Source organism: Amycolatopsis sp. NPDC051716 (assembly GCF_040681595.1).
In the GTDB taxonomy this organism is placed as follows: domain Bacteria; phylum Actinomycetota; class Actinomycetes; order Mycobacteriales; family Pseudonocardiaceae; genus Amycolatopsis.
In genome coordinates this window covers 30,872-52,985 of record NZ_JBFAZA010000048.1, presented here as the reverse complement: position 1 = coordinate 52,985, position 22,114 = coordinate 30,872, and the positions used below count along the sequence as shown (strand labels likewise).

At 72.8% G+C, this 22,114-nt stretch carries 19 protein-coding genes; 9 read left to right on the top strand and 10 right to left on the bottom strand.

The features are described from left to right. The first annotated feature begins 3 nt into the window (after window positions 1–3). The gene (locus AB0M30_RS42290; protein ID WP_364596675.1) at window positions 4–783 is read left to right on the top strand and encodes an enoyl-CoA hydratase-related protein; all 780 of its coding nucleotides are present in this window, start codon (window positions 4–6) and stop codon (window positions 781–783) included. Window positions 784–786: 3 nt separating this feature from the next. Here the strand turns inward: AB0M30_RS42290 and AB0M30_RS42285 are convergent, their stop codons facing one another. The 4 genes from AB0M30_RS42285 to AB0M30_RS42270 all read right to left on the bottom strand — a co-directional run bounded on the left by AB0M30_RS42285 (window position 787) and on the right by AB0M30_RS42270 (window position 3,998). Beyond that, window positions 787–1,350: a hypothetical protein gene (locus tag AB0M30_RS42285; RefSeq protein WP_364596672.1), complete on the bottom strand. Its 564-nt coding sequence runs from the start codon at window positions 1,348–1,350 to the stop codon at window positions 787–789. 95 nt (window positions 1,351–1,445) lie between these two features. Beyond that, a complete protein-coding gene (locus AB0M30_RS42280; RefSeq protein ID WP_364596669.1) occupies window positions 1,446–2,270 on the bottom strand; it encodes a hypothetical protein in 825 nt (274 codons plus the stop codon). A gap of 73 nt (window positions 2,271–2,343) precedes the next feature. Beyond that, window positions 2,344–3,123, bottom strand: coding sequence for an aminotransferase class IV (locus AB0M30_RS42275; protein WP_364596666.1), 780 nt, complete (start codon window positions 3,121–3,123; stop codon window positions 2,344–2,346). Then, complete coding sequence (locus tag AB0M30_RS42270) at window positions 3,123–3,998, bottom strand: peptidylprolyl isomerase (protein ID WP_364596663.1); 876 nt, start codon at window positions 3,996–3,998, stop codon at window positions 3,123–3,125. Before AB0M30_RS42270 ends, AB0M30_RS42275 begins: the two co-directional genes overlap by 1 nt. A gap of 148 nt (window positions 3,999–4,146) precedes the next feature. On the opposite strand from AB0M30_RS42270, the gene AB0M30_RS42265 reads away from it, so the two are divergent. Continuing rightward, window positions 4,147–4,719, top strand: a complete 573-nt coding sequence (locus AB0M30_RS42265; RefSeq protein WP_364596660.1) for an MBL fold metallo-hydrolase — start codon at window positions 4,147–4,149, stop codon at window positions 4,717–4,719. Next, entirely contained in the window at window positions 4,716–5,345 is a 630-nt protein-coding gene (locus AB0M30_RS42260; protein ID WP_364596657.1) for a hypothetical protein, read from the top strand. Before AB0M30_RS42265 ends, AB0M30_RS42260 begins: the two co-directional genes overlap by 4 nt. Here the strand turns inward: AB0M30_RS42260 and AB0M30_RS42255 are convergent. After that, a complete protein-coding gene (locus tag AB0M30_RS42255) occupies window positions 5,317–7,077 on the bottom strand; it encodes a YibE/F family protein (RefSeq protein ID WP_364596655.1) in 1,761 nt (586 codons plus the stop codon). The two genes, AB0M30_RS42260 and AB0M30_RS42255, sit on opposite strands and share 29 nt — an antisense overlap. A gap of 209 nt (window positions 7,078–7,286) precedes the next feature. After that, on the bottom strand, window positions 7,287–8,264 hold the full coding sequence (locus AB0M30_RS42250; RefSeq protein WP_364596652.1) for a GlxA family transcriptional regulator: 978 nt from the start codon (window positions 8,262–8,264) through the stop codon (window positions 7,287–7,289). A 98-nt stretch (window positions 8,265–8,362) separates the two neighbouring features. Here AB0M30_RS42250 and AB0M30_RS42245 point away from each other — a divergent pair, with 98 nt between their 5' ends. The 4 genes from AB0M30_RS42245 to AB0M30_RS42230 all read left to right on the top strand — a co-directional run bounded on the left by AB0M30_RS42245 (window position 8,363) and on the right by AB0M30_RS42230 (window position 14,423). Continuing rightward, the gene (locus tag AB0M30_RS42245; RefSeq protein ID WP_364596649.1) at window positions 8,363–9,067 is read left to right on the top strand and encodes a DJ-1/PfpI family protein; all 705 of its coding nucleotides are present in this window, start codon (window positions 8,363–8,365) and stop codon (window positions 9,065–9,067) included. A gap of 105 nt (window positions 9,068–9,172) precedes the next feature. Next, window positions 9,173–12,127 (top strand): BTAD domain-containing putative transcriptional regulator, encoded by a 2,955-nt coding sequence (locus AB0M30_RS42240; RefSeq protein ID WP_364596647.1) that lies wholly within the window; start codon window positions 9,173–9,175, stop codon window positions 12,125–12,127. A gap of 103 nt (window positions 12,128–12,230) precedes the next feature. Further along, window positions 12,231–12,740 carry a hypothetical protein gene (locus tag AB0M30_RS42235; protein WP_364596645.1) on the top strand — a complete coding sequence of 170 codons (510 nt, stop codon included), beginning with the start codon at window positions 12,231–12,233 and terminating at the stop codon, window positions 12,738–12,740. Between the two features lie 231 nt (window positions 12,741–12,971). Continuing rightward, entirely contained in the window at window positions 12,972–14,423 is a 1,452-nt protein-coding gene (locus AB0M30_RS42230; RefSeq protein WP_364596643.1) for an MFS transporter, read from the top strand. A gap of 11 nt (window positions 14,424–14,434) precedes the next feature. On the opposite strand, the gene AB0M30_RS42225 is transcribed toward AB0M30_RS42230, so the two are convergent. From AB0M30_RS42225 to AB0M30_RS42210, 4 genes are read right to left on the bottom strand one after another with little or no spacing between them, the layout of a single operon-like run. Continuing rightward, window positions 14,435–15,502: a DNA polymerase ligase N-terminal domain-containing protein gene (locus AB0M30_RS42225; protein WP_364596640.1), complete on the bottom strand. Its 1,068-nt coding sequence runs from the start codon at window positions 15,500–15,502 to the stop codon at window positions 14,435–14,437. Between the two features lie 56 nt (window positions 15,503–15,558). Then, complete coding sequence (locus tag AB0M30_RS42220; RefSeq protein WP_364596637.1) at window positions 15,559–17,571, bottom strand: ABC transporter ATP-binding protein; 2,013 nt, start codon at window positions 17,569–17,571, stop codon at window positions 15,559–15,561. Next, window positions 17,568–19,301: an ABC transporter ATP-binding protein gene (locus AB0M30_RS42215; RefSeq protein WP_364596635.1), complete on the bottom strand. Its 1,734-nt coding sequence runs from the start codon at window positions 19,299–19,301 to the stop codon at window positions 17,568–17,570. Before AB0M30_RS42215 ends, AB0M30_RS42220 begins: the two co-directional genes overlap by 4 nt. Then, window positions 19,295–19,957, bottom strand: a complete 663-nt coding sequence (locus AB0M30_RS42210; protein WP_364596632.1) for a TetR/AcrR family transcriptional regulator — start codon at window positions 19,955–19,957, stop codon at window positions 19,295–19,297. Before AB0M30_RS42210 ends, AB0M30_RS42215 begins: the two co-directional genes overlap by 7 nt. A 343-nt stretch (window positions 19,958–20,300) precedes the next feature. Here AB0M30_RS42210 and AB0M30_RS42205 point away from each other — a divergent pair, with 343 nt between their 5' ends. Then, the gene (locus AB0M30_RS42205) at window positions 20,301–21,614 is read left to right on the top strand and encodes an ATP-binding protein (protein WP_364596629.1); all 1,314 of its coding nucleotides are present in this window, start codon (window positions 20,301–20,303) and stop codon (window positions 21,612–21,614) included. Next, window positions 21,611–22,048 (top strand): roadblock/LC7 domain-containing protein, encoded by a 438-nt coding sequence (locus AB0M30_RS42200; RefSeq protein WP_103341531.1) that lies wholly within the window; start codon window positions 21,611–21,613, stop codon window positions 22,046–22,048. Before AB0M30_RS42205 ends, AB0M30_RS42200 begins: the two co-directional genes overlap by 4 nt. Window positions 22,049–22,114: the final 66 nt, after the last annotated feature.

Genomic DNA, 22,114 nt, shown 5'->3' with positions numbered 1-22,114 from the left:
TTCATGACCGACGGATTCGACCTGACGCGCGACGGCGAAGCCGCCCGCCTGACCTTCGCCCGGCCGGAGAAGATGAACGCCATCACCTACGGCATGTGGGCGGCGATCCCGGACGTGGTCGCCGAGGTGGAGGCCGACCCGGCACTGAAAGTGCTGGTGATCGCCGGTGCCGGCGAGCACTTCTCGGCCGGCGCCGACATCAGTGAGTTCGGGGAGCTGCGCACCACGGCCGACGGCGCGGCGAGCTACGACAAGGCCGTCGAAGGCGCGGTCGCCGCCCTCACCGCGATGCGCAAGCCGTCGGTCGCGATGATCCGGGGCAACTGCATCGGCGGCGGCTGCCAGGTCTCGGTCGCCTGCGACTTCCGGTTCGCCGCCGAGGGCGCGCGGTTCGGCATCACCCCGGCGAAGCTCGGCATCGTCTACCACTTCGACTCGACGCGCCAGCTCGTCTCGCTCGTCGGGCCGGCCCACGCCAAGTACTTCCTCCTCTCCGGTGAGCTGATCACCGCCGCGCGCGCCCGCGAGATCGGCCTGCTCAACGACGTTTTCCCGGCCGAGGACCTCGAAGCCTCGACGCGGGCGTTCGCGGAGACGTTGTGCGCGCGGTCCCAGGCGTCGATCCGCGGGATGAACCGGATCATCGAAAAGATCGTCGCCGGGCAGGAAACCCCGGACGCCGAGGTCGAGGAGATCCGCTCAGAAGCCCTGCACGGCGAGGACTACGCCGAGGGGGTCGCCGCGTTCCTGGCGCGGCGCCCGCCGCGGTTCACCTTCCGCTGAGCCTCAGCCGTCCAGGTAGGCGCGGAAGTGCTCGGCGACGACGTCGGTGACACCGGCGGGGCCGAGCCTGCCGTCGATCTCGATGACGCGGATGCCGAGGTCCCGCGCCGCCCGCACGGCTTGGGCGGCGAGCATCCGGTCACGCGTGAGCCGGGTGCGCTGCTGCGGGATCGCGGGTGCGTCCGGCCGGTGCCTGAGCTGGTGCTGGCGGAACAGCTCGGTCGGCACCAGCACCACCATGCGGCCGGGGGAGTCCACGAGCGGGGCGACGAGCTCCGGCCGCAGTCCCCGGCCTTCGGCGACGACCGGCCGCGGCGAGGTCAGCGCGCGCAGGTCGTCGAGGGCGCGGTCGAAGCGGTGCCCGAACTCGGCCAGCAGCGCGGCCAGCTGGTCGCCCGCCGGGAGGTCGTCCGGCAGCGGGGACCCGGGCCGGGCCCGCTCGTCGTGGTGGTAGGCCGTCAGGCCGTGCCGCTCGGCCAGCAGCCGCGCCACGGTGGACTTGCCGGTCCAGGGTGCGCCACCGATCCACAGCGCCTTCCGGAGGGTGCCGAACGGATCCCGGGTCATGGGACGACTATCGCGGGCCCGGCGCCCCGATGGCCAGTGTTCCGGCGCCGGTTGATCCGTTCAGCGCAGAGTGACCGGGCACGCACGCCCGGGGGTCAGGGCCGGTCGCCTTCGCCGTCGACGACGAGCACGGTGGCGGAGTCCGCGAAGTCCGGCTGCGGGCCGATCCGGAAGTGGAAGCGCGAGCCCGGCCGCACCGCGGCGATCACCTGGTTTTCCGCCGTGTCCAGCACGATGATCGCGAGCTCGGTGGTCTTCGGCTCGGGGCGCAGCACGACGTCCGGGCGCGGCTCGGGGACGACGATCGGGAGCGGCAGGGTGCCGCTGACCGAGCCGCTGCCGAAGTCGTCCTCTTCGCGCGCTTGCGGTTCGAACGGCGTCGGCGGGAGCAGCTGCGGGCGGCGCCGCCACCAGAGCCCGGCGAGCAGGCCGGTCAGCAGTCCGCCGGTGCCGCTGACGGCCGAAGCCAGGCCGACGCCGAGACCGGACGTCTCCTCGGCCGGCGCGGGCTTGGCCACCGGAGCCGGCTTGGCCGCCGGAGGAACGGGTGCGGGAGCCGGCAGCGGGCCGAACTGCACGCCCGGCTTCTGGACGGCGTCCTCGGGCAGCTGGAGCACCTGACCGGGCTCGATCGCCGCGGCGTCGGTGAACGGCGTGCCGTCCGGCCGCGGCCGTCCCTGGTTGAGCTGGAAGATCTCGGGGAAGCGGCGCCCGTCGCCGAGCGCGCGTTCGGCGATCTTGAACAGCGTGATGTCCTCGGGGTTGTCGGCGTGCGGCACGATGTAGTACTTGACCGGCGGCGGATCGGTCTGGGCGAACGCGGGACCGCCGGCGAGCACGGCGAAGAGGACTCCGGCGCAGCCGGCCTGACCGGCCCGCCCGAGGACGCGGCGGACCGCGGGAACCCGGTTTTCGACCATCGTCGGCACCTCTCCCCGGCGACCCGGCGGGCCTCCGGTGTTGCCCCCTACACGGGGCGGGTGCGGACGTGGTTCAGATCTTGTCCCACGGCACGGTCTCGTACGCTTCGGCGAGCAGGGCCACGGCGTGGTCGGCGGGCGGCAGCACGAGGTCGTCGACGGACGCGACCGCGCGTCCGGGTGTCTCGGAGTTCGTCAGGAACACGGCGTCGAAATCGCGGAGGTCGGGGGGCCGGACCTCCCGCGTCTCCTGCGGGACGCCGAGCCGGCGCAAGGCTTCCTGCTGCACCAGCATTGTGATCCCCGGCAGCACCGCGGCTTCCGGCCAGACGACCGTGTCGCCGTCGAGGAAGCCGGCGTTCCAGATCGAGGCTTCGCTGATCCGGCCCTGGTGATCGACGAACAGCGCGTCGTCGAAGCCGGCCAACCGGGCCTGGCGGGTTTCGTGGATCAGGCCGAACGTGCCGAGGTGCTTGACCTGTGGCAGATCGCGCTGGTACCGCACGGTCCGGAGGCGCAGCGGCGCCGGGTCGGGCGGGCGCGGCGGCCCGGTCCGGACCAGGATCTCCGGGGTCATCGGCTCGTCGAACGACCGCGTCAGCACGACGACCCGGACCGAAAGCGCGGCTTCGCCGTCAACCGCTTGCCGGACGTGGGACCGCACCAGGCCGACGTCGAACTCGCTGCCGAACAGCAGCCTGGTGCTCGCGGCGAGGCGCTCGAGGTGGAAGGCGAGCCCGCGGACCCGCCCGTCCCGGACCTGCATCGCGGTGAAGTGGCCGTAGGAGACCATTCCCGCGAGTGCGGCGTCCGGGCCGAGCGGATCCCCGTTCAGCTCGAAGCGGGGCGGCACTACTGGACGGTGACGCCCGTGAACTTGACCTGCTTGGTCGGCGCTCCGGTGCCGTCCTGCGGGTTCGGGTTCGCGATGCCGGCCTTCGCCACCGCGTCGAGCACCTTCAGGCCCTCGTCGCTGATGCTGCCGAACACCGAGTAGTCCGCCGGGAGGCCGTCGGCGCTGCCGTAGACCATGAAGAACTGGCTGCCGCCGGAGTTCGGGGCTTGCGTCTTCGCCATGGCGAGGATGCCGCGGCCGTACTTGATCTCCGGGAACGCCTCGTCCGGCATCGTGTAGCCCGGGCCGCCCTGGCCGTCTTGGGTCGGGTCGCCGGTGGCCGACGGGTCACCGCACTGCAGCATCTGCAGGCCCTCGGTGCCGAGCCGGTGGCACATGGTGTCGTTGTAGAAGTTCTGCTGGGCGAGGCTGATGAAGCTCTGCACCGCGCAGGGGGCGAGCGCCCGGTCGAGCGTCAGCGGGATGTCGCCCGCGGTGCTCTTGAGCGTGACGTTCACCGTGCCGGTCGACGGGACGTTCTTGCCGTCCGGCGGGTTCACCTTCTTCGGCGCCTTGCCCGTCGCGTCGGCCTTGAAGTCGCAGGTCGTCGGGTTCGGCAACGGCGTCGCCCGCTTCGGCAGCGCGGTGCGCTGCGTCGGGATCTGGAGGTCGGTCGGCGGCGGAGCGGCCGAGGACGACGACGCCGCGGTGTTGGCGCTGTCGCCGCTGTTCGCGCTCACGATCCACACCACGACACCGGCGACGACGAGGACGGCCACGCCGACTACCCCAGCCCCGATCATCCGGCGTCGCTTCTGCTGCTCCAGTCGGCGCTCGAGCTGCCGCTCGAGTTTGCGCTTCGCAGCTTCGCGGCGCTGCTGGTTGGTCGCCACCCCGTACCCTCCCAGGTTCCGCTCGTCTCACACGTTTGAGGTAGCGGCAGTGTATGGGCACAGCCTGTGAGGACCATGTACAGGGCCCGCTAGTCTCAACCCGATCGTGATCGGCGCCATCCGGCGCGGAAGTCCGGGGAGGCGTTCGGTGCTCGTCGTCGGGTTCGGCAGCGGCCCGCTGCAGGCCAACTGCTACCTGCTGGCGGCGGCCGCCGGCGGGCCGTGCGTGGTCGTCGATCCGGGCCAGGAGGTGGCCGCGCCGCTGGCCGCCGCGCTCGGCGAGCACGGGCTGGTCCCGGCGGCGTTGCTGGCCACCCACGGGCATCCGGACCACGTCGCCTCGGCGGCCGCGCTGTCGGCCGAACACGGCGTCCCGCTGCACCTGCACCCGGCCGACGCACCGCTGTACGACGGCGACAGCGTGCCCCTTTCCCCGGGCGTGTACGCGGGGCTGGACGTCGATGTCCGGCCGGTGCCGGGCCACACCCCGGGATCGGTGGTGCTGGGCCTGGAGACGCCCGAGGGCGGCCGGGTCGCGCTGACCGGCGACACGCTGTTCGCCGGGTCGATCGGCCGCGGGGACGTGACGGCGGCGCTGCGGGACCTGCTGGCGGCGTTCCCGGACGACACGGTGGTGCTGCCGGGCCACGGCCCGGCGACGACGATCGGCCGGGAACGCGCGGGCAACCCGTTCCTCGCCGGGACGGGGGCGCACCGATGACCGAGCGAATCGCGCTGTTCGAGGAGGATCCGCGCGGCCGCCGTCGCCGCGGCATTTCGGGCCTGATCGGCGTGTTGATCGTCGCGGCGGCGTTCGGCGGGATCGCCGGGCTGATCGGCGGCACGGTGACCGGCCTGGTCGTCGCGCTGGTGATCGCCCTGCCGCTGCTGTACGTGATGGCGGTCAGCATCCGCCGCCGCGTCTGGCTGGAGGGTTCGACGCTGCTCGTGCGCACCTGGGGGCTGCGCCGTGTCGACCTGTCGACCGCGACCCGCCTCGACCTCGTCATCGGCGACGTCCGGGGCAACCGCACGGTGAGCCTGCTGGTCAACGCCGGCCAGCGCGGCAAGGTGGCGAAGGTGGATCTCGCCGTCTTCTCCGGGACCGGCGGGCGCGAGCTCGGCATCATGCAGCTGCGGAAGCTGGCGAACGCGCTGATGAACAACACCGAGGCGAACGGCATCGTGTTCGGCGAGCTCCTGGTCGCCGAGCTGAAGGCGGAGGCCCGAGGCTCCGGCGTCGCGGAGCGCCCGCTCTACCGGCTGGCGTCGGTGGCGCCGTCGGGCAAGTACGTGCAGCGCTTCACCATGGAAGCCGTCAGCCGGTTCGTGGCGACGCTGGACTGAGTGAGGCCGGGGCCGCTTTCGCCGCCGTGCTGAGGTGGCCAGCCGGCTCGCGGGAGACGATCAGCGCGGCCAGGACGGTGGTCACCGGGACGGCCGCGACGATGCCGACGCTGCCGGCGAGGGTCCGGATGATCTCCTGCGCGATGTCCTCGCTGCCGAGCAGCGCGCCGAGCCCGACGCCGGAGATCGACGAGTACAGCAGCACCGGCAGCGCGGCCCCGGCGTAGGCCATCACGAGGGTGTTGACCGCCGAGCCGACGTGGTCGCGGCCGATCCGCAGGCCGGAGCTGTAGAGCTCGCGCCAGGTCAGGTCCGGGTTGGCGCGGCGGAGCTCCCAGACCGCGCTGGTCTGGGTGACGGTGACGTCGTCGAGCACGCCGAGAGCGCCGATCACGACGCCGGCGAGCAGGAGGCCGCGCGCGTCGATGCCGTGGCCGAGCGAACCGATCAGCGTCGAGGTGCTGTCGTCGAGCCCGGTGAGCGAGGCCGCGGCGGAGAAGATCGCGGACAGGACCCCGATGAGCGCGAGGCTGACGAGGGTGCCGAGCACCGCCGCGGAGGTTCTCGCGGAGAGGCCGTGGGTCAGGTAGAGCGCGATGAACATGATCGCGCCGGCCCCGGCGATGGCCACGACCAGGGGATTTTCCCCGGCGAGGATGGCCGGGAGGATGAACAGCGCGATGACGACGAAGGACAGCCCGAGCGCGACGAGAGCGGCGATGCCTTGCCACCGGCCGAGCACGAGCACGGCGACGGCGAAGAGGGCGGCCAGCACGAGCAGCGGGGTGCCGCGCTGGAAGTCGACCAGCTGGAAACTGGCCGGATCACCGGCGTTCCCGCCGTTGTATGCGAGCACGACGGCGTCCCCGGTGGCGAAGCGCGGGGTGCTGGGCTCGATGGGCACGGTCAGCCGCAGTGGTTTCCCTTCGGCCGGACCGTCGGTCATGGTGAGTTCGACGGTCAGGCAGGGTTTCGCGTTCGGGTCCGTCTGGTCGCCGACCTGGACCTGGCCCTGGGCGAGGCAGGGGCCGGTGGCGGTGGTGCGGATGTCGGCGTGCACGGGCGTGCCCTGCGGGACGACGCTGGTGGGGGCGGCCTTGCCCCAGGGGTAGAGGACGATCATGCCGACGACGGTGGCCACGGCGAGCGGGGCGAGCAGCCAGATCAGGAGCAGCCGCACGCGCCGGGAGGCCGGGGCGGCGGGGCCGTGGCCGTGTCCATGGCCGTGCCCGTGTCCGGCTTCGGGAGTGGCGGCCACGGCTTTGCGCCGGGGCCGCGCGGCGGTCCCGGGGACCGGCTGTGGCCCGGTGTCCCCGCGGCGGGCCGCGGGGCGGTCGCTGTCGGCGGGGACTGGCTGCGGCCCGGTGTCCCCACGACGTGCGCGCGGTGCGGCGGTGTCGGCAGGGACTGGCTGCGGACGTGCGCGCGGTGCGGCGGTGTCGGCAGGGATGGGCTGCGGCCCGGTGTCCCCGCGGCGTCGCGGGGTGGCGGCGCGACCGGGCTCGGCCGGGACCCGCAGCGATCCGGAGTGGGCGGTGCGCTGGGGACCGGTGTCGGCTCGGCGGCGGTCGGCGTCGCCCGCGCGGCGGGTGCCCTCGGCCGGGGTGCGGCGGGCGGGTTTCCGGGGCGTACCCGGCGTTCCGGACGTTCCGTGGCCCGGCGAAAGGGACACCTCGTCCGTGATCCGGCGGATCGGGCCGGTTTCGTCGTCGTCGAGGTCGGGGCGGTCCACCCGCACATCCTGACAGCGGGTTTCCGCACCCCGCGCGAGGGGCCGCCGACGGCCCGGTTCGTCCCGATGCGCCGTGTCGTCCCGCCAATCACGCGTGTCGTCCCCGCAATCACGTGTGTCGTCCCCTCCCGCACGGCAACGCCGTGCTCAGAACCGCACCTCGCGTGATTGGAGAGGCATCACGCGTGATTGGCGGGACGACACGAGGGTCAGCCGTAGGCCTGGCGGACGTGGACGCGGCGGTAAGCCGACGGTGGGGTGTCGAAGTGGTCGAGGAAGGCCTGGCGCAACGTCTCCGTCGAGCCGAAGCCGCAGCGGCGGGCGATCGTCGCCAGCGGGAGGTCCGTGCCCGAGAGGAGGCGGGCGGCGTGCTCCGTGCGGATCGTGCGGACGTAGCGGCCCGGGGTGGTGCCGAGGTGGGCGTCGAAGAGGCGGGTGAGCTGGCGGGTGCTGATGCCCGCGCGGGCCGCCAGCGCCGGGGTGCCGAGGTCGTCGTCGAGGTGCTCGGCGATGTACGCCGTGAGGTCGCGGACCTCGCGGTGCTCCGGCGGCGGCCCGGCCAGGAACAGGCTGACCTGGGCCTGGTTGCCCGGCCGCTGCAGGTAGGTGACCAGCGCGCGGGCCGCCTCGCGGGCCAGCGACGGGCCGTGGTCGGCCTCCACCAGCGACAGCGTCAGGTCGAGCCCGCTCGTCACGCCCGCCGCCGTGTAGACGTTGCCGTGGCGGACGTACAGCGGCACCGGGTCCACCATCACCGACGGGTAGTCGCGGGCCAGGCGCGCGGCGTACCGCCAGTGCGTCGTCGCGCGGCGGCCGTTGAGCAGCCCGGCCGCCGCGAGCACCTCCGCGCCCGTGCACACCGAGGCGACCCGGCGGCTGGTGCGGGCGAGCCGCCGGACGTGGGCCAGGACGCGCTCGTCGGCCGCCGCGGCCGTACTGCCCCAGCCACCCGCGACGACCAGCGTGTCGAGGTCGCCGGCGACCTGGTCGAGCCGCAGGTGCGGCTGCAGCGTCAGCCCGGAGCAGGTGCGGATGCCGTGGCCGTCGACCGAGGCGAGCTGGAGGTCGTACGGTGGTCGCGCGCCGAGCCGGTTGGCGGCGTCGAACACATCGGCGGGGCAGGCGATGTCCAGCAGCTCGGCGTCGGCGTAACCGACGATCAGGACCCGTCTGGGTGAGCCTGGCATGATCGAACGCTAGCAGCCGGACCGGCGCTCGGACGTGGTTCGCAGGAATTCGGACATCCGCGCCGCCCGCCACCCGCACGAACGCCACCGTGAACGGCATGACCGATGAGCAGAAGACCATCGCCTTCGTCGTCTACCCCGGCCTGACGCCGCTGGACCTCGTGGGCCCGCTGCAGGTGCTGAGTGCGTTGGCGCAGCTGGACTCGCGGTACCGGACCGTCGTCGTGGGCGTCACGAAGGACACCGTCGGCACCGACACGCCGTTGCGGATCGCGCCGGGCCACACGTTCGACGAGGTGCCGTCGCCCTTCGCCGTGCTGGTGCCCGGCGGCACCGTCCCGACGCTGCACGCGATGGCCGACGAGCACCTCCTCGCCTGGTTGCGCACCGCCGCCGGAGGTGCCGAGCTGGTGACGTCGGTGTGCACCGGTTCCCTCGTCCTCGGCGCGGCCGGGCTCCTGGACGGCAGGCAGGCGACGACGCACTGGATGTTCCGGGACCTGCTGGCCGGGCTCGGCGCGACCCCGGTCGCCCGGCGGTGGGTCGAGGACGGCCCGGTGATCACCGCGGCGGGCGTCTCGGCCGGCATCGACCTGGCCCTGCACCTGGTGGAGCGGCTGGCCGGCCGCCGGATCGCGACGACCATCCAGTTCGGCATCGAATACGACCCCGAACCGCCGCAGGGCCCCTTGGACTGGGCGAACCAGCCGTACGGCGACCTGACGCCGCTGCGCGAACACACGCTGCGCGAAGGACTGAAGGAGAACCCGGCGCTGCTGGCGAAGCTGCTCGCGTACGCCTGAGGCGAACGTCTTCCGCCATCCGGGTGAGCGGGGTTCCGCCGGCGCGCCGGAAGGTTAGATTCAGCTCGCTCGATCAGGTGATCTCGCGGGTGGGGTGTTGTAGCCGTGCGGTTCCAGGTCCTCGGCCCGTTGACGGCCTCCGTCCCGCTGCCGTCGGCGGCCCAGCCGCGGCGGCTGCTCGCCGTCCTCCTCACCCGCGCCGGCCGGTTCGTCGGCCGCGACACCCTGGTCGACGAGCTGTGGCCGGACGGCGCGCCGTCGAGCGCCGCGGCGATCGTGCAGGTCACCGTGTCGAAGCTGCGCAAGACGCTCTCACCCGGCCTCGGCGCCGCCGAGGCCGGGCAGCGGCTCCGGTCCGGGCCCCGGGGCTACGCGCTGACCGTCGAGCCGGGGGAGCTGGACGCGGACGACTTCCTCGCGCTGCTCGCCTCGGGCGCCGACGACCGGGCCCAGCGCCGCCGCGCGCTCGAGCGGGCCCTGGCGTGCTGGCGGGGCGACGCGTTCGCCGACATCGCGGGCGGGCCGCTGCTGGAGGCGCACAAGCTGTGGCTGGAGGACCGGCGCTCGGCCGCGCTGCTGCAGCTGGTGGAGCTGGAGCTCGCCGACGGCGACGGCCGGTCGGTCGTCGAGCGGCTCGACCCGGTGGTCGCGGCCCGGCCCGCCGACGAACGGTTCGCCGCCCGCCTCGCCGCCGCGCTCGGTGCCGTCGGCCGCCGCGAGTCGGCCCTGGAGGTGCTGCGCCGGACCCGGCGGGCCCTGTGGGACGAGGCGGGCGTGTGGCCGGGCGCCGACCTCGTCGCCGTGTACCGCCGGATCGCCGGCACCGAGTGGACGACGCCGGGGCCGCCCGCCCAGCTCCCGGCCGCGGTGCCCGACTTCACCGGCCGCGTGACCGAGCTCGCCGACGTCGCCCGGGCGCTGCGGGGCCCGGCCCCGGTCGTGCTGCACGGCGCCGCCGGGGCGGGCAAGTCCGCGCTGGCGGTCCAGGCCGCCTGGCGGGCCCGCCGCCGGTTCCCCGACGGCCAGCTGACCGCCTCGCTGCGGGCCCCGGACGGGACACCGGCCGAACCGGCGGCCGTGCTGGCCGGCTTCCTGCGCGGGCTCGGCGCGACCCCGGCGGAACTGGCCGACCGCGCCGGGCTCGCCGCGCTCTGGCGCGGCTACACCGCCGACCGGCGGCTGCTCGTGCTGTTCGAGGACGCCGCGTCGGAGGCCCAGGTGCGTGCCCTGCTGCCGAGCGGGCCCGGCTGCGCCACGCTGGTCACCACCCGCCACCGGCTGCCGGGGCTGTGCGGGGCGCGGGCGATCCCGGTTCCGGAACTGTCCACAGAGGACGCCTGGACGCTGCTCGCGGCGATCGCGGGCGAGGTGCGGCTGCGGGCGGAACCCGAAGCGGTGCACCGGCTTCTCGAGCACTGCGGCGGGCTCGCGCTCGCCGTCCGGATCGCCGGCGTCAAACTCGCGACGCGGCCGAACGAGCGCGTCGGCGACCTCGCCGCGCGGCTCGCCGACGACCGCCGCCGGCTCGACGAGCTGAGCGCCGGCGACCTCGACGTCCGCGCCGCGGTGACTTCGGCGCTGCGGGAGCGGTCGGCCGCCGAGGTGTCGCTGCTGCGGCAGCTCGCCGCCTTCGGCGCCGCCGTCCCGGACTGGTGCGCCGCGGCACTGCTCGGCCGGTCCCTCGCCGAGGCCCGTGACCGCCTCGACGACCTGGCCGCCACGCACCTGGCCGGCCCGGCCGGGGTGCGCTGGGCGGTGGCCCCGTTCGTGCGCCTGGTGCTGGCCGAGCGGCCGGCGGACCTCGATCAGGCCGCGGTGCGCCGGGCGTGCGAGGTCGCGCTGGCGTACGCCGAGCACGCCCGTGGCCGTCCGGCACCCGGCCTGCCGAAGCCGGATCCGGCGGTCGCCCGGCGGATCGCCGCCGACCCGGCGGCCTGGGCGGCCGAAGAGACCGGGCACCTCGCCGCCACCGTCCGGCTGGCGGGGGCCCACGGCTGGCACGAGCTGACCGAACGGCTCGCCGACGCCTGCACCGCGCTGGCGGGCCGCCCGTGGCTCGGCCACGCCGCCCACGCCGTGTCGGTGCTCGGGCTGGCCGCGGCGCGCCGCCGCCGCGACCCGCGCGCGGAGGCCGAGAAGCTCTACAACCTCGGCACGGTGCACTGGCAGCACGGCCTTGGGCACCGGGCCCGGAACTGCTTCGTCCTGGCCGAGCAGCGCTACCGCGCCCTGGCCGACCCGCGGGGCACCGGCGCGGTGCTGGCCGCGCTCGCCGACGTCCACCTCGACGGCGGTGACCCGGGCGCCGCCGAGGCCGAGCTGCGGGAAGCACTGGCGCTGCTGGGCGAGTGCGGGGACCGCCGCGGGCAGGCGGCCGCGGCGGCGCAGCTGGGCTCGCTGGCCGAGGACGTCGGCGACGTGCGGCGCGCCGTCGAAAGCTTCGAGGTGAGCATGCTGCTCGCCCGGGACTGCGACGACGGCCGCGGACACGACCACGCCGCCAAGCGCTACGCCGACGTCCTGCGCCGCCACGGCGGCCGCGACCAGGCGGCCGGCCTGCTCGCCGGCGCACTCGGCGGCGCCGTCCGCACCGGCGAACGGCACTGGGAGGCGCACGTCCTGCGCAGCCTCGGCGACCTGCACACCGACGCCGGGGAACTGGCCGACGGACACGGCTTCCTGACGCGGTCGCTGGTGCTGTTCGAGCAGATCGGGCACCGGCACGCCGCCGCCTACACCCACCGCAGCCTGGCCGAGGCCCGCCGCCGCGCGGGCGATCCGGCGGGCGCTCGGCGGCACCTGCTGCTCGCGCTGGAGGTGTTCCGGGAGCTGCGCGACCGCCGAGGCGCCGGGTACGCCCTGCTCAGCCTCGGGCGGACCGAGGCCGAAGACGGTCTCGGCGGTGAAGCGGAACGGCTGCTGCGCACCTCGGCCGGCCTGTTCCGGGAGCTCGGGTTCCCGCTGTGGGAACTGCGGGCGCTGCGCGAACTCGACGCCGTCACCAGCGCGTCCCCGGACCACGACCGGACTCGTGAAGTCTTGACGAAGATCAGGATCTGACGGCGTCCCGGCCGGGGATGCGGCGCCCGGAGTTTGGCGAAGTTATGGCCGGCCCGATTTGGCTCACCGGCGTCCGGATCGTCGCAGGAGAGGGAGGCAACTCATGCCGGGACAACCGATGCTGGCGCGGGCGGCACTGACGCTGGCCGCCACCGCGGCGACCGGGGTGTTCGCGACCATCGGCACCGCGTCGGCGAGCGTCGAGGTCACCAAGCTCACCCAGGCGCAGGCCGCGTCGCAGCTGTCCGCGGCCGGCGTGACGCACTCGTCCAGCGGCGGCTGCACCAGCCGCAGCAACTCGACGTGCACGTCGTACGAGCAGATCAACCAGAGCACGGTCAGCGGCGTCATCACGCTGAAGCGGGCCAGCGGCTGCGCCGTCAACATCACCGGCGGCACCGAGACCGGGCACGCGTCCGGCACCTACAGCCACTGGAACGGCTACAAGGTGGACATCGCGCACAACAGCTGCATCGACGCCTACATCAAGAACAGCTTTTCCTACGCCGGCGTACGCGGCGACGGCTACCCGCAGTGGCAGGCGGCGTCCGGCAACCTCTACTGCGACGAGGGAAACCACTGGGACATCACGTACTACACCTGCGGTTGCTGACCGGGCCGGGGCCTGCGCGCACCGAGGGCGGCGCGGCAGGCCCCGGTCACCGGGTGTGATGGTCCTGGCCCTGGCGACGCTGGTTCGCCGCGACTGAGGGAGGTTCCGCGCCGCCGCTCCCGGCGGCCGATCCGCGGTGCCGTGCGCAGCGAAGAAGACGAGCCGGTGTCGGCTCGATCCGTACGGTCGGAACGCACGCACCGAGGTCGGACCGACACTAGGAGTGCAAAAATGACCTTCACGGAACCAAGGCGGCCGGATGTGGCCGCCCGGCCCGCGGATCCTCGCCGGTGGGCAGCGCTGGTGCTGCTCTGCGCGGCCAACTTCATGGTGATCCTCGACGCCCAGAGCGTCATCGTGGGTGTCCCGCTGATCGCCGCGGACCTGGGGCTGTCCCCGGTCGAGGCGCAGTGGATCCTCTCCGGCAATCTGCTCACCTTCGGCGGACTGCTCCTGCTGGGCGGCCGGGCCGCCGACCTGCTGGGCCGCCGCAAGGTGTTCATGCTCGGCACCGCGCTCTTCCTCGTCGTGTCGGTGCTGTCGGCCCTCGCCACGGGCGGCGCGCTGTTGCTGGTCGCACGGGCGCTGCACGGCGTTTCGGCCGCGCTGATCGCCCCGACGGCGCTGGCGATCCTCACCGACATGTTCCCGGAAGGCCGCGAACGGAACCGGGCGCTGGCCGTGTCGTCCGCGATCGCCGCCATGGGCGCCACCATCGGCCTGCTGCTCGGCGGGGCGCTGCTCGGCTGGTTCGGCTGGCCGTCGCTGTTCTTCGTCAACGTGCCGATCGCGGTGCTCATGCTCGTGCTGAGCCCGGTGCTGCTGCGCGAAAGCCGGGACCTCTCCGCACACCGCACCCTCGGGGTCGCCGGTGCGGTCCTCAGCACGGCGTCGCTCGGCCTGCTCGTGTACCTGCTCGTCGAGGCGCCCGAACTGGGCTGGACGAGTTTCCCCATCCTCGGGCTCGCCGTGGTCTTCCTGGTCCTGACCGGGCTGACGATCGCCGTCGACCGGCGGTCGGCGTCGCCGATGCTGCCCGCACGGCTGTTCCGATCGCCGGTCGTGCTCGGCGGCAACGTGCTGACGGTCCTGATGGCGATCCTCGCCTACGGGATGTCGGTCGTTCTTTCCCAGTACTCCCTGGGCTCGCTGGGCTACACGCCGATCGAGTTCGGCCTCAGCCAGTCCGTGATGCCGATCGCCTGCGTCGTCGGCGCCTACGGAGCGCAGAAGGCGTTGGCCCGGCTCACCCTCCGCGCGGTGGCCGTCGCGGCGTTCCTGCTGCTCGGGATCGGCAGCGCCCTGCTGATCGGCATTTCGCTCGACGGCGCGTACCTGACGACGGTGTTCCCCGGGCTGGTCCTGTTCGGTCTCGGGCTGGGCGTCGGCCCGGTCGTGCTGACCGCGGCGGCCCTGGCCGGCGTCGCCCCGCCCGACGCGGGCATCGCCTCCGGGATCAACGTGGCGGCGTTCCAGGTCGGCGGCGCGCTCGGGGTGGCGGTGGTGTCCACGATCATCGCGACGAGCATGGCGGCGACGCCCGGGCCGGCCGGTGCGCTCGCCGGGTTCCACGCGGGCATGATCGCCTGTACCGGGTGCGGCGTGGCCGGCGTGGCGGTCGCGGTCGCGCTGTTGCGGCGGGCCCGCCGCGGGAACCTGACGGCGGTGCCGCGGCCGCACTGACGGGCCGCGGCTCAGCTTTCGACGAGCAGCCAGTCGCCCCGGCCGCCGCCGGGACGGTACGGGCTGTCGGCCCGCTTCGCGACGACGCCGGGGAGACCGTGCTGGCGGCTCGCGCCGGCGACGGCCTCGCCGCCGCCCAGGTAGTAGCGCGGTACCTGCCAGTGCCGGTCCTCGATCGCCAGGCCGTCCAGCAGTTCGCGGCGCTTCGTGTAGGGCAGCTCGAGCGTCGCCCGGCCGTCGAGGTGCAGGACGTCGGAGGCGAAGTAGAAGACCGGGCAGCCGGTCTTGAGGCGCTTGGCGGCCGCGCTGTCGGCGCGCCGGCGCTGGTCGAGGCCGGCGGCGTGGGGCCTGCCGTCCTTCATCACGACGATTTCGCCGTCCAGCAGCACTTCCGTCGACCCGAACCGCTCGCCCAGCTTGTGCAGCTCGGGATAGCGGTCGGTGACGTCGGCGCCGGTGTCGTCGTGCGCGGTGACGCGGCCGCCGCAGACCAGCAGCATCGTGCGCAGGCCACCCCAGGCGAATTCGTAGGCCCACTCGTCGTCGTCGGGCGGCAGCTCACCCGGTTCCGCCGTCATCGGCTCGAGGAATTCGGGCGCGTCTTCGTGGCCGGGTTCGGCGGGGTCGAGACGCCGCAGGGTCCAGTCGCGGCCGTCTTCGTCGTGCCGGTTCCGGAACAGGTACTTGCCGCGCGTGCGGGCACCGTGGAAGACCACCTCGACGTTGTGGTCGTTCCAGTGCAGGGTTTCGTACGTCCCGGTGTCCCACACGGTCATCCGGCCGCCGCCGTACTCGCCCGCGGGGATTTCGCCGGAGAAGGTGAGGTACTCCAGGGGGTGGTCTTCGGTGTGCACGGCGAGCCGGGGCACGCCGGGGGAGAGCGGCAGGCCCTTCGGCACCGCCCAGGAGACCAGCACGCCCCCACGCTCGAGCCGGAAGTCCCAGTGCAGCCGGGTGGCGTGGTGCTCCTGGATGACGAAGAGGTTGTCGTCCCCGGGGACCGGCGGGCCGTCCGGCCAGGGTTCGGGGGTACGGTCGCGGGCTCGCTTGTGGCGGTATTCCTCGAGATTGTCGGCCATGGCCGCCCCGGTACCCCTTCCGCTCGAAGAGCGTCCAGGGTACCGGGGTGCCGGCCTCAGTCCGTCTCGGCCATGGCTTCGGCGAACTGCGCCGCGTACAGCCGGGCGTAGGCACCCCCGCTGTGCAGCAGCGTTTCGTGATCGCCGTGCTCGACGATGTGGCCGTTCTCCATCACCAGGATCACGTCCGCGTCGCGGATCGTCGAGAGGCGGTGCGCGATGACGAAGCTCGTGCGGCCGCTGCGCAGCGAGTTCATCGCCCGCTGGATGAGCACCTCGGTGCGGGTGTCGACCGAGCTGGTCGCTTCGTCGAGGATGAGGATGACCGGCTTGGCCAGGAACGCCCGCGCCACCGTGATCAGCTGTTTCTCACCCGCGCTGACCGTGCCGCCTTCGTCGTCGAGCACCGTGTCGTAGCCGTCCGGCAGGGTCCGGACGAAGCGGTCCACGTACGTCGCCTGTGCCGCCTCGATGATCTCGTCGCGGGTCGGGTCGTCGGCGCCGTAGGCGATGTTCTCCGCGATCGTGCCGCCGAACAGCCACGCGTCCTGCAGCACCATGCCGGTCTGGTCGCGCAGTTCCTCGCGGTGCATCTTCGCGATGTCGACGCCGTCGAGCGTGATCCGCCCGCTGTCGAGCTCGTAGAACCGCATCAGCAGGTTGACCAGTGTCGTCTTACCCGCCCCGGTCGGGCCGACGATCGCCACCGTCTGACCGGGTTCGACGGTCAGCGAGAGGTCGTCGATCAGCGGCTTTTCCGGCAGGTAGCGGAACGAGACGTCCTGGAACTCGACGCGTCCGCGGATCTCGGCCGGCCGCTCCGGGTGCTCGGGCTCCGGGGCCTGCTCCTCGGCGTCGAGCAGCGCGAACACCCGCTCGGCCGAAGCGACCCCGGACTGCAGCAGGTTCGCCATGCTGGCGATCTGCGTGACCGGCTGGCTGAACTGGCGCGAGTACTGGATGAACGCCTGCACCTCGCCCAGCGTCAGGTTGCCCGACGCGACGCGCAGCGCGCCGATCACGGCCACCAGCACGTAGCTGAGGTTGCCGATGAACATCATCGCCGGCTGGATCATCCCGGAGATGAACTGCGCCTTGAAGCTCGCCTGGTACAGCGTTTCGTTCTGCTTGTCGAAGATCGCCGCGGACTCGTCGCGGCGGCCGAACACCTTGACCAGCGAGTGCCCGGTGTACATCTCCTCGACGTGGGCGTTGAGCTTCCCGGTCGTCGACCACTGCTTGATGAAGTTCGGCTGCGCCCGCTTCCCGACCTTCGCCGCCACGACCGCCGAGAGCGGCACGGTGAGCAGCGCGATCAGCGCCAGCAGCGGCGAGATCAGGAACATCATGATCAGCACGCCGACCACCGTCAGCAGCGACGAGACGATCTGCGACAGCGTCTGCTGCAGCGACTGCGCCAGGTTGTCGATGTCGTTGGTGACGCGGGAAAGCACCTCACCGCGCGGCTGGCGGTCGAAGTACTTCAGCGGCAGGCGGGCGAACTTGTCCTCGACCTCCTGGCGCAGCCGGTACACCGCGTGCTGCACCAGCGTCGTCGTCAGCCGGGCCTGGATGAGCCCGAAGAACGACGAGATCACGAACAGCGCCAGCACGGTCAGCAGGATCTGGCCGACCTTGTCGAAGTCGATGCCGACGCCGGGCACCAGGTCGACCCGGCTGTAGATGTCGGCGAGCGTGCCGTCGCCGCGGGCCCGCAGGCCGGCGACGATCTGCTCCTTGGTGACCCCCGGCGGCACCTGCTTGCCGAGCACGCCGGCGAGGATGGCGTCGGTGGCCTGGCCGAGGATCTTCGGCCCGATCACGGTCAGCGTGACGCTGGCCGCGCCGAGTACCAGGACGGCGATCAGGATGGCCCGCTGCGGTCGCAGCAGCCGCAGCAGCCGCTTGAGGGAACCCTTGAAGTCCAGGGCCTTTTCCGCCGGCGCGCCGCCGCTCATCCAGCGGGCGGCCGGTCCGGCGGCCGCGGCACCGGTGTTCTTGTGCCGCTGCGCGGTCGGCCGTTCCCCGGCCTCCGTGACGGCGGCTTCGGGCGATTCCGTGGTACTCACGCCGCCTCCTGCTCGGTGAGCTGGGACAGCACGATCTCCCGGTAGGTTTCGTTGCCGTCCATGAGTTCGTGGTGGGTGCCGGTGCCGACGACGCGGCCCTCGTCGAGGACGATGATCCGGTCGGCGCCCCGGATGGTGCTGACCCGCTGCGCGACGATGACCACCGTCGCGTCCTTGGTCTCCGACACCAGCGCGCGGCGCAGGGCCGCGTCGGTCGCGTAGTCGAGCGCCGAGAACGAGTCGTCGAACAGGTAGATCTCCGGTTTGTGCACCAGCATCCGGGCGATCGCGAGCCGTTGCCGCTGGCCGCCCGAGACGTTCGTGCCGCCCTGGGCGATCGGCGCTTCGAGGCCCTCGGCCATCGCTTCGACGAAGTCCTTGCCCTGAGCCACTTCCAGCGCGTGCCACAGCTCTTCGTCGGTCGCGTCCGGGTTGCCGTAGCGCAGGTTGCTCGCCACCGTGCCGGCGAACAGGTACGGCTTCTGCGGCACCAGCCCGACCGCGCGGGCGAGCAGCGCCGGGTCGAGGTCGCGCACGTCGACGCCGTCGACCTTCACCGTGCCGCGGGTGGCGTCCATCAGCCGCGGGATCAGGTTCAGCAGCGTGGTCTTGCCCGTGCCGGTCGACCCGATCACGGCGGTGGTCTCACCCGGCCGCCCGATCAGCGAAATGTCGCACAGCACCGGCTTTTCCGCGCCGGGGTAGCGGAACTCCACGCCCGAGAGCTCCAGGTGCCCGTGCACCGCGCCGGGGCGGATCGGCGACACCGGCGGGCGCACGCTCGACTCGGTGTCGAGCACTTCGCTGATCCGCTCGGCGCTGACCTCCGCGCGCGGCACCATCATGAACATGAAGGTGGCCATCATGACGGCCATCAGGATCTGCAGCAGGTAGGACAGGAACGCCGTCATGGCACCGATCTGCATGCTGCCGGAGTCGATCCGCTGGCCGCCGAACCACAGCACGGCGACGCTGGACACGTTCATCACCAGCATCACGATCGGGAACATCAGCGCCATCAGCCGCCCGACCCGCAGCGAGACGGTGAGCAGCTCGTCGTTCGCGACGTCGAAGCGCTGCCGTTCGTGCTTGTCCCGCACGAACGCGCGGATCACCCGGATGCCCATGATCTGCTCGCGCAGGATCTGGTTGATCCGGTCGATCCGGACCTGCATCAGCCGGAATGCCGGGCGCATCTTGGCGATGATGATCCCGACCGAGACGGCGAGCACGGGCACGATCACCAGCAGCAGCGACGAGAGCGGCACGTCGAGGTTGAGCGCCAGGATGATGCCGCCGACGCACATGATCGGCGCGGACACCATCAGCGTCAGCGTCATCAGGACCAGCATCTGGACCTGCTGGACGTCGTTGGTGGTGCGGGTGATCAGCGACGGCGTGCCGAACTGGCCGACCTCGCGCGCCGAGAAGTCCTGCACCCGGTGGAAGACCCCGGCGCGGATGTCCCGGCCGATCGCCATCGCCGTGCGGGCGCCGAAGTACACCGCGCCGATCGAGCCGACGATCTGGGCCAGCGTGACGGCGAGCATCATCGCGCCGACCCGCAGGATGTAGGGCATGTCGCCCTTGATCAGGCCGTTGTCGACGATGTCGGCGTTCAGCGTCGGCAGGTAGAGCATGGCGATCGTCTGCACGAGCTGCAGCAGGACGATCACCCACAGCGTCCCCCGGTACGGGCGCAGGTGAGTGCGCAGGAGCTTGACTAGCACAACGATTCCCCCAGTGGAGTGGTGGTGTTCGGGTCGGGTGTTGCTTCGGCGCCGCCGGTCAGGGTCGGCATCCCGGCGGCCAGCTCGTCCAGCAACCGCTCCAGGGTCGGCAGGAGCGGTTCGCCTTCGGTGAACCAGTTGACGAAGGCGACGCGGACGGCACTTTCCACCGAGGAGGCCATCAGCCGGCACAGCAGGTGGTCCACACCGCCCACCCGTTTCGCGATCGTTTCGGCGAGGACCCGCTCGACCGCCGCGTGGGCGTTGAGGAACTCGCCACGCAGCACGAGCTGGCCCATCAGCTCCCGGATACGCGCAACATACGCGCGATCCGGCTCGCCCTCACGTGAATATTGCTCCAGTACCGCCTGTTTGACGGACTCCCAGAGCGGCTCGCCCTCCGGCCGGTCGAGCAGGGCCTCGCGCATCCCCTCGTGGCGATCGATGACCACCGAGCAGACCGCCTGCTCCTTGCTGGAAAAGTAGTTGTTGAACGTGCGGGGGGAGACGCCCACCTCGGTGGCGATGTCCTCCACCCGGACGTTCTCCAGCCCCCGCTCCAGCGTGAGCCGCAGCGCGGCCTGCGCGAGCGCCCGGCGGGCTTCGCGCTTCTTCCGCTCCCGGAGGGTCAGCTTCGGTGGTTCATCCGGCGGCATGAACGGAGTGTAGCGAAAAACTTGCGTGCCCCGCAAAAAACTGCGTGGCACGCAATTTCCGGACGAATCGGGCACGACCTGGGATTTCGGGGCCAGGGCCCGCCTCAGCTGCGGGGACGGCCGCCGTGTGCGCTCTGTTGCGACCCGCAATTTGCAAAAATAAACCGAATGGCCTAATCCACTGCGCTCACCAGCAGCGACACTCCGGATTCATGATCACGCAGGGCGATCGCGCGGGGACCGGCTGTGGACATCCCACGAACCTTTCTGCTTGCATGTCCCGCGTCGCCGCCGCGTGGGCCGGCGCAGCATCCGCACCTCAGCACGGAAGAAGTGGGACCACATGGCGAGCCGGGCCCGGGAACTCCTGGATCGATCACGCGTCCTGCTGGACCGTTCGCGCGTCGCCGCGGCGCAGTTCCTCACCGCGCCCCCGAAGCATCCCGGCTACGCGCCCCCGGCGGGACCGGCGTTCGTGGAGCTGACCCGGCCGGAGCCGGTCGCGGAGCCGTCCGGCGAAGGCGAAGGGGTACTGGCCGAGATCTGCGCCAGCGTCGCCCTGCGTGACCTCAACCTCCTCGACCAGCTGCTCGCGCGGCTGGAAGAGCTGGAAGCGGGGGAGGAGGACCACCACCGCCTCGCCGAGCTCTACCAGCTCGACCACCTCGCCACGCGGCTGCGGCGCAACGCGGAGAACCTGCGGGTGCTCGCCGGGCAGGACACCGCCGACGACGCCGCCCGCGCGACCTCGGTGCTCGACCTGATGCGCGAGGCGATGTCGTCGATCAACCACTACGCCCGGATCACCATCGGCCGCGTGGTCAACCTCGGCGTCGTCGGCTTCGCCGCGGAAGACCTGGGCCGGGTGCTGGCGGAGCTGTTCGACAACGCCGCCAACCAGTCTTCGCCGAGTTCGCCGGTGCACGTCAGCGCGCACCTGACCGAGCAGGGCAGCGTGCTCGTCCGGATCGAGGACGAGGGCATCGGCATCCCGGCCGACCGCGTCGGGGACCTGAACGCGCGCCTGGCCGCGGGCGGTGACCTCGACGACGCCGCGGCGCGGCACATGGGGCTCGCCGTGGTCGCCCGCCTGGCCGCCCGGCACGGTGTCACCGTGCGGCTGGACCGGCGCAGCCCGCACGGCACGGTCGCCACCGTGCTGCTGCCCACCGGGGTCGTCACCGAGCTCGCCGAGCACGCGTGGTCGGGCACCCGGACCGTCTTCGGTCCGGGTGTTCGGGGGGTGGAGCCCTCGACGCCGGGCGGAGCCGCGGATGGCGATGTCCCGGCCGAACCGGCCGAGGGCGGAGCCGGCCGCGAGCCGGCCACCGTCGGCGGGTTGCCGCGGCGCCGCGCCGGCACCTTCTCCCGGGAGACGCCGGAGCCGCCGCGCAAGCCCAGCCCGCGGCCGCGCCCGATCACCGCGGGAACCGTCGGCGGGATCACGGCGAACGGCCTGCCGCGCCGCGTGCCCGGCAGCATCCGCGGGGCCGCCCCGGAACCACCGCCACCACCGCCGCCCCCGGCCGGCGACACCACCGCGAGCGGGCACGAGCGGCTGCTCGCCGACCTCGGGGCGTTCGCCGACGGCGAGCAGGCGGCGCTCGCGGAGAACCGCACCCGCCAGGACGAGACGCCCGGAGGAACCGCCCGGTGAGCGCTCCCCACTCCGCCACGGCGAACTTCGCCTGGCTGCTCGACGACTTCGTGCGCAAGGTCCACGGCGTCAGCCACGCGCTGATCATGAGCGTGGACGGCTTCCCGCTCACCGCGTCGGACTCGGTCGGCGAGGCCGAGGCCGAACAGCTCGCGGCGATCGCCAGCGGCCTGCTTTCGCTGGCCGGCAACAGCGCGGCGCTGTTCGGGAAGGGCGCCTGCGAGCAGATCATCATCCGGCTCACCCACGGCTACTTCCTGTTCATGGGCATCGGATCCGGTGCCGGGCTCGCGGTGCTGACCTCGGGCGAGGCGGACATGAAGGTGGTCGCCTACGAGATGACCCAGTTCATCACCAACGCCGGCCACGCGCTCACCCCCGAGGTGCGCGCGGAGCTGCGGCAGGTGCTGACCGCACGCCGGCCCCGGATGTGACGCCCGTGCCTGACGAGTCTTTTGGGGGTCCGGGTGGCGAAGCCCCCGGCCCGGGGCGAAGCCCCG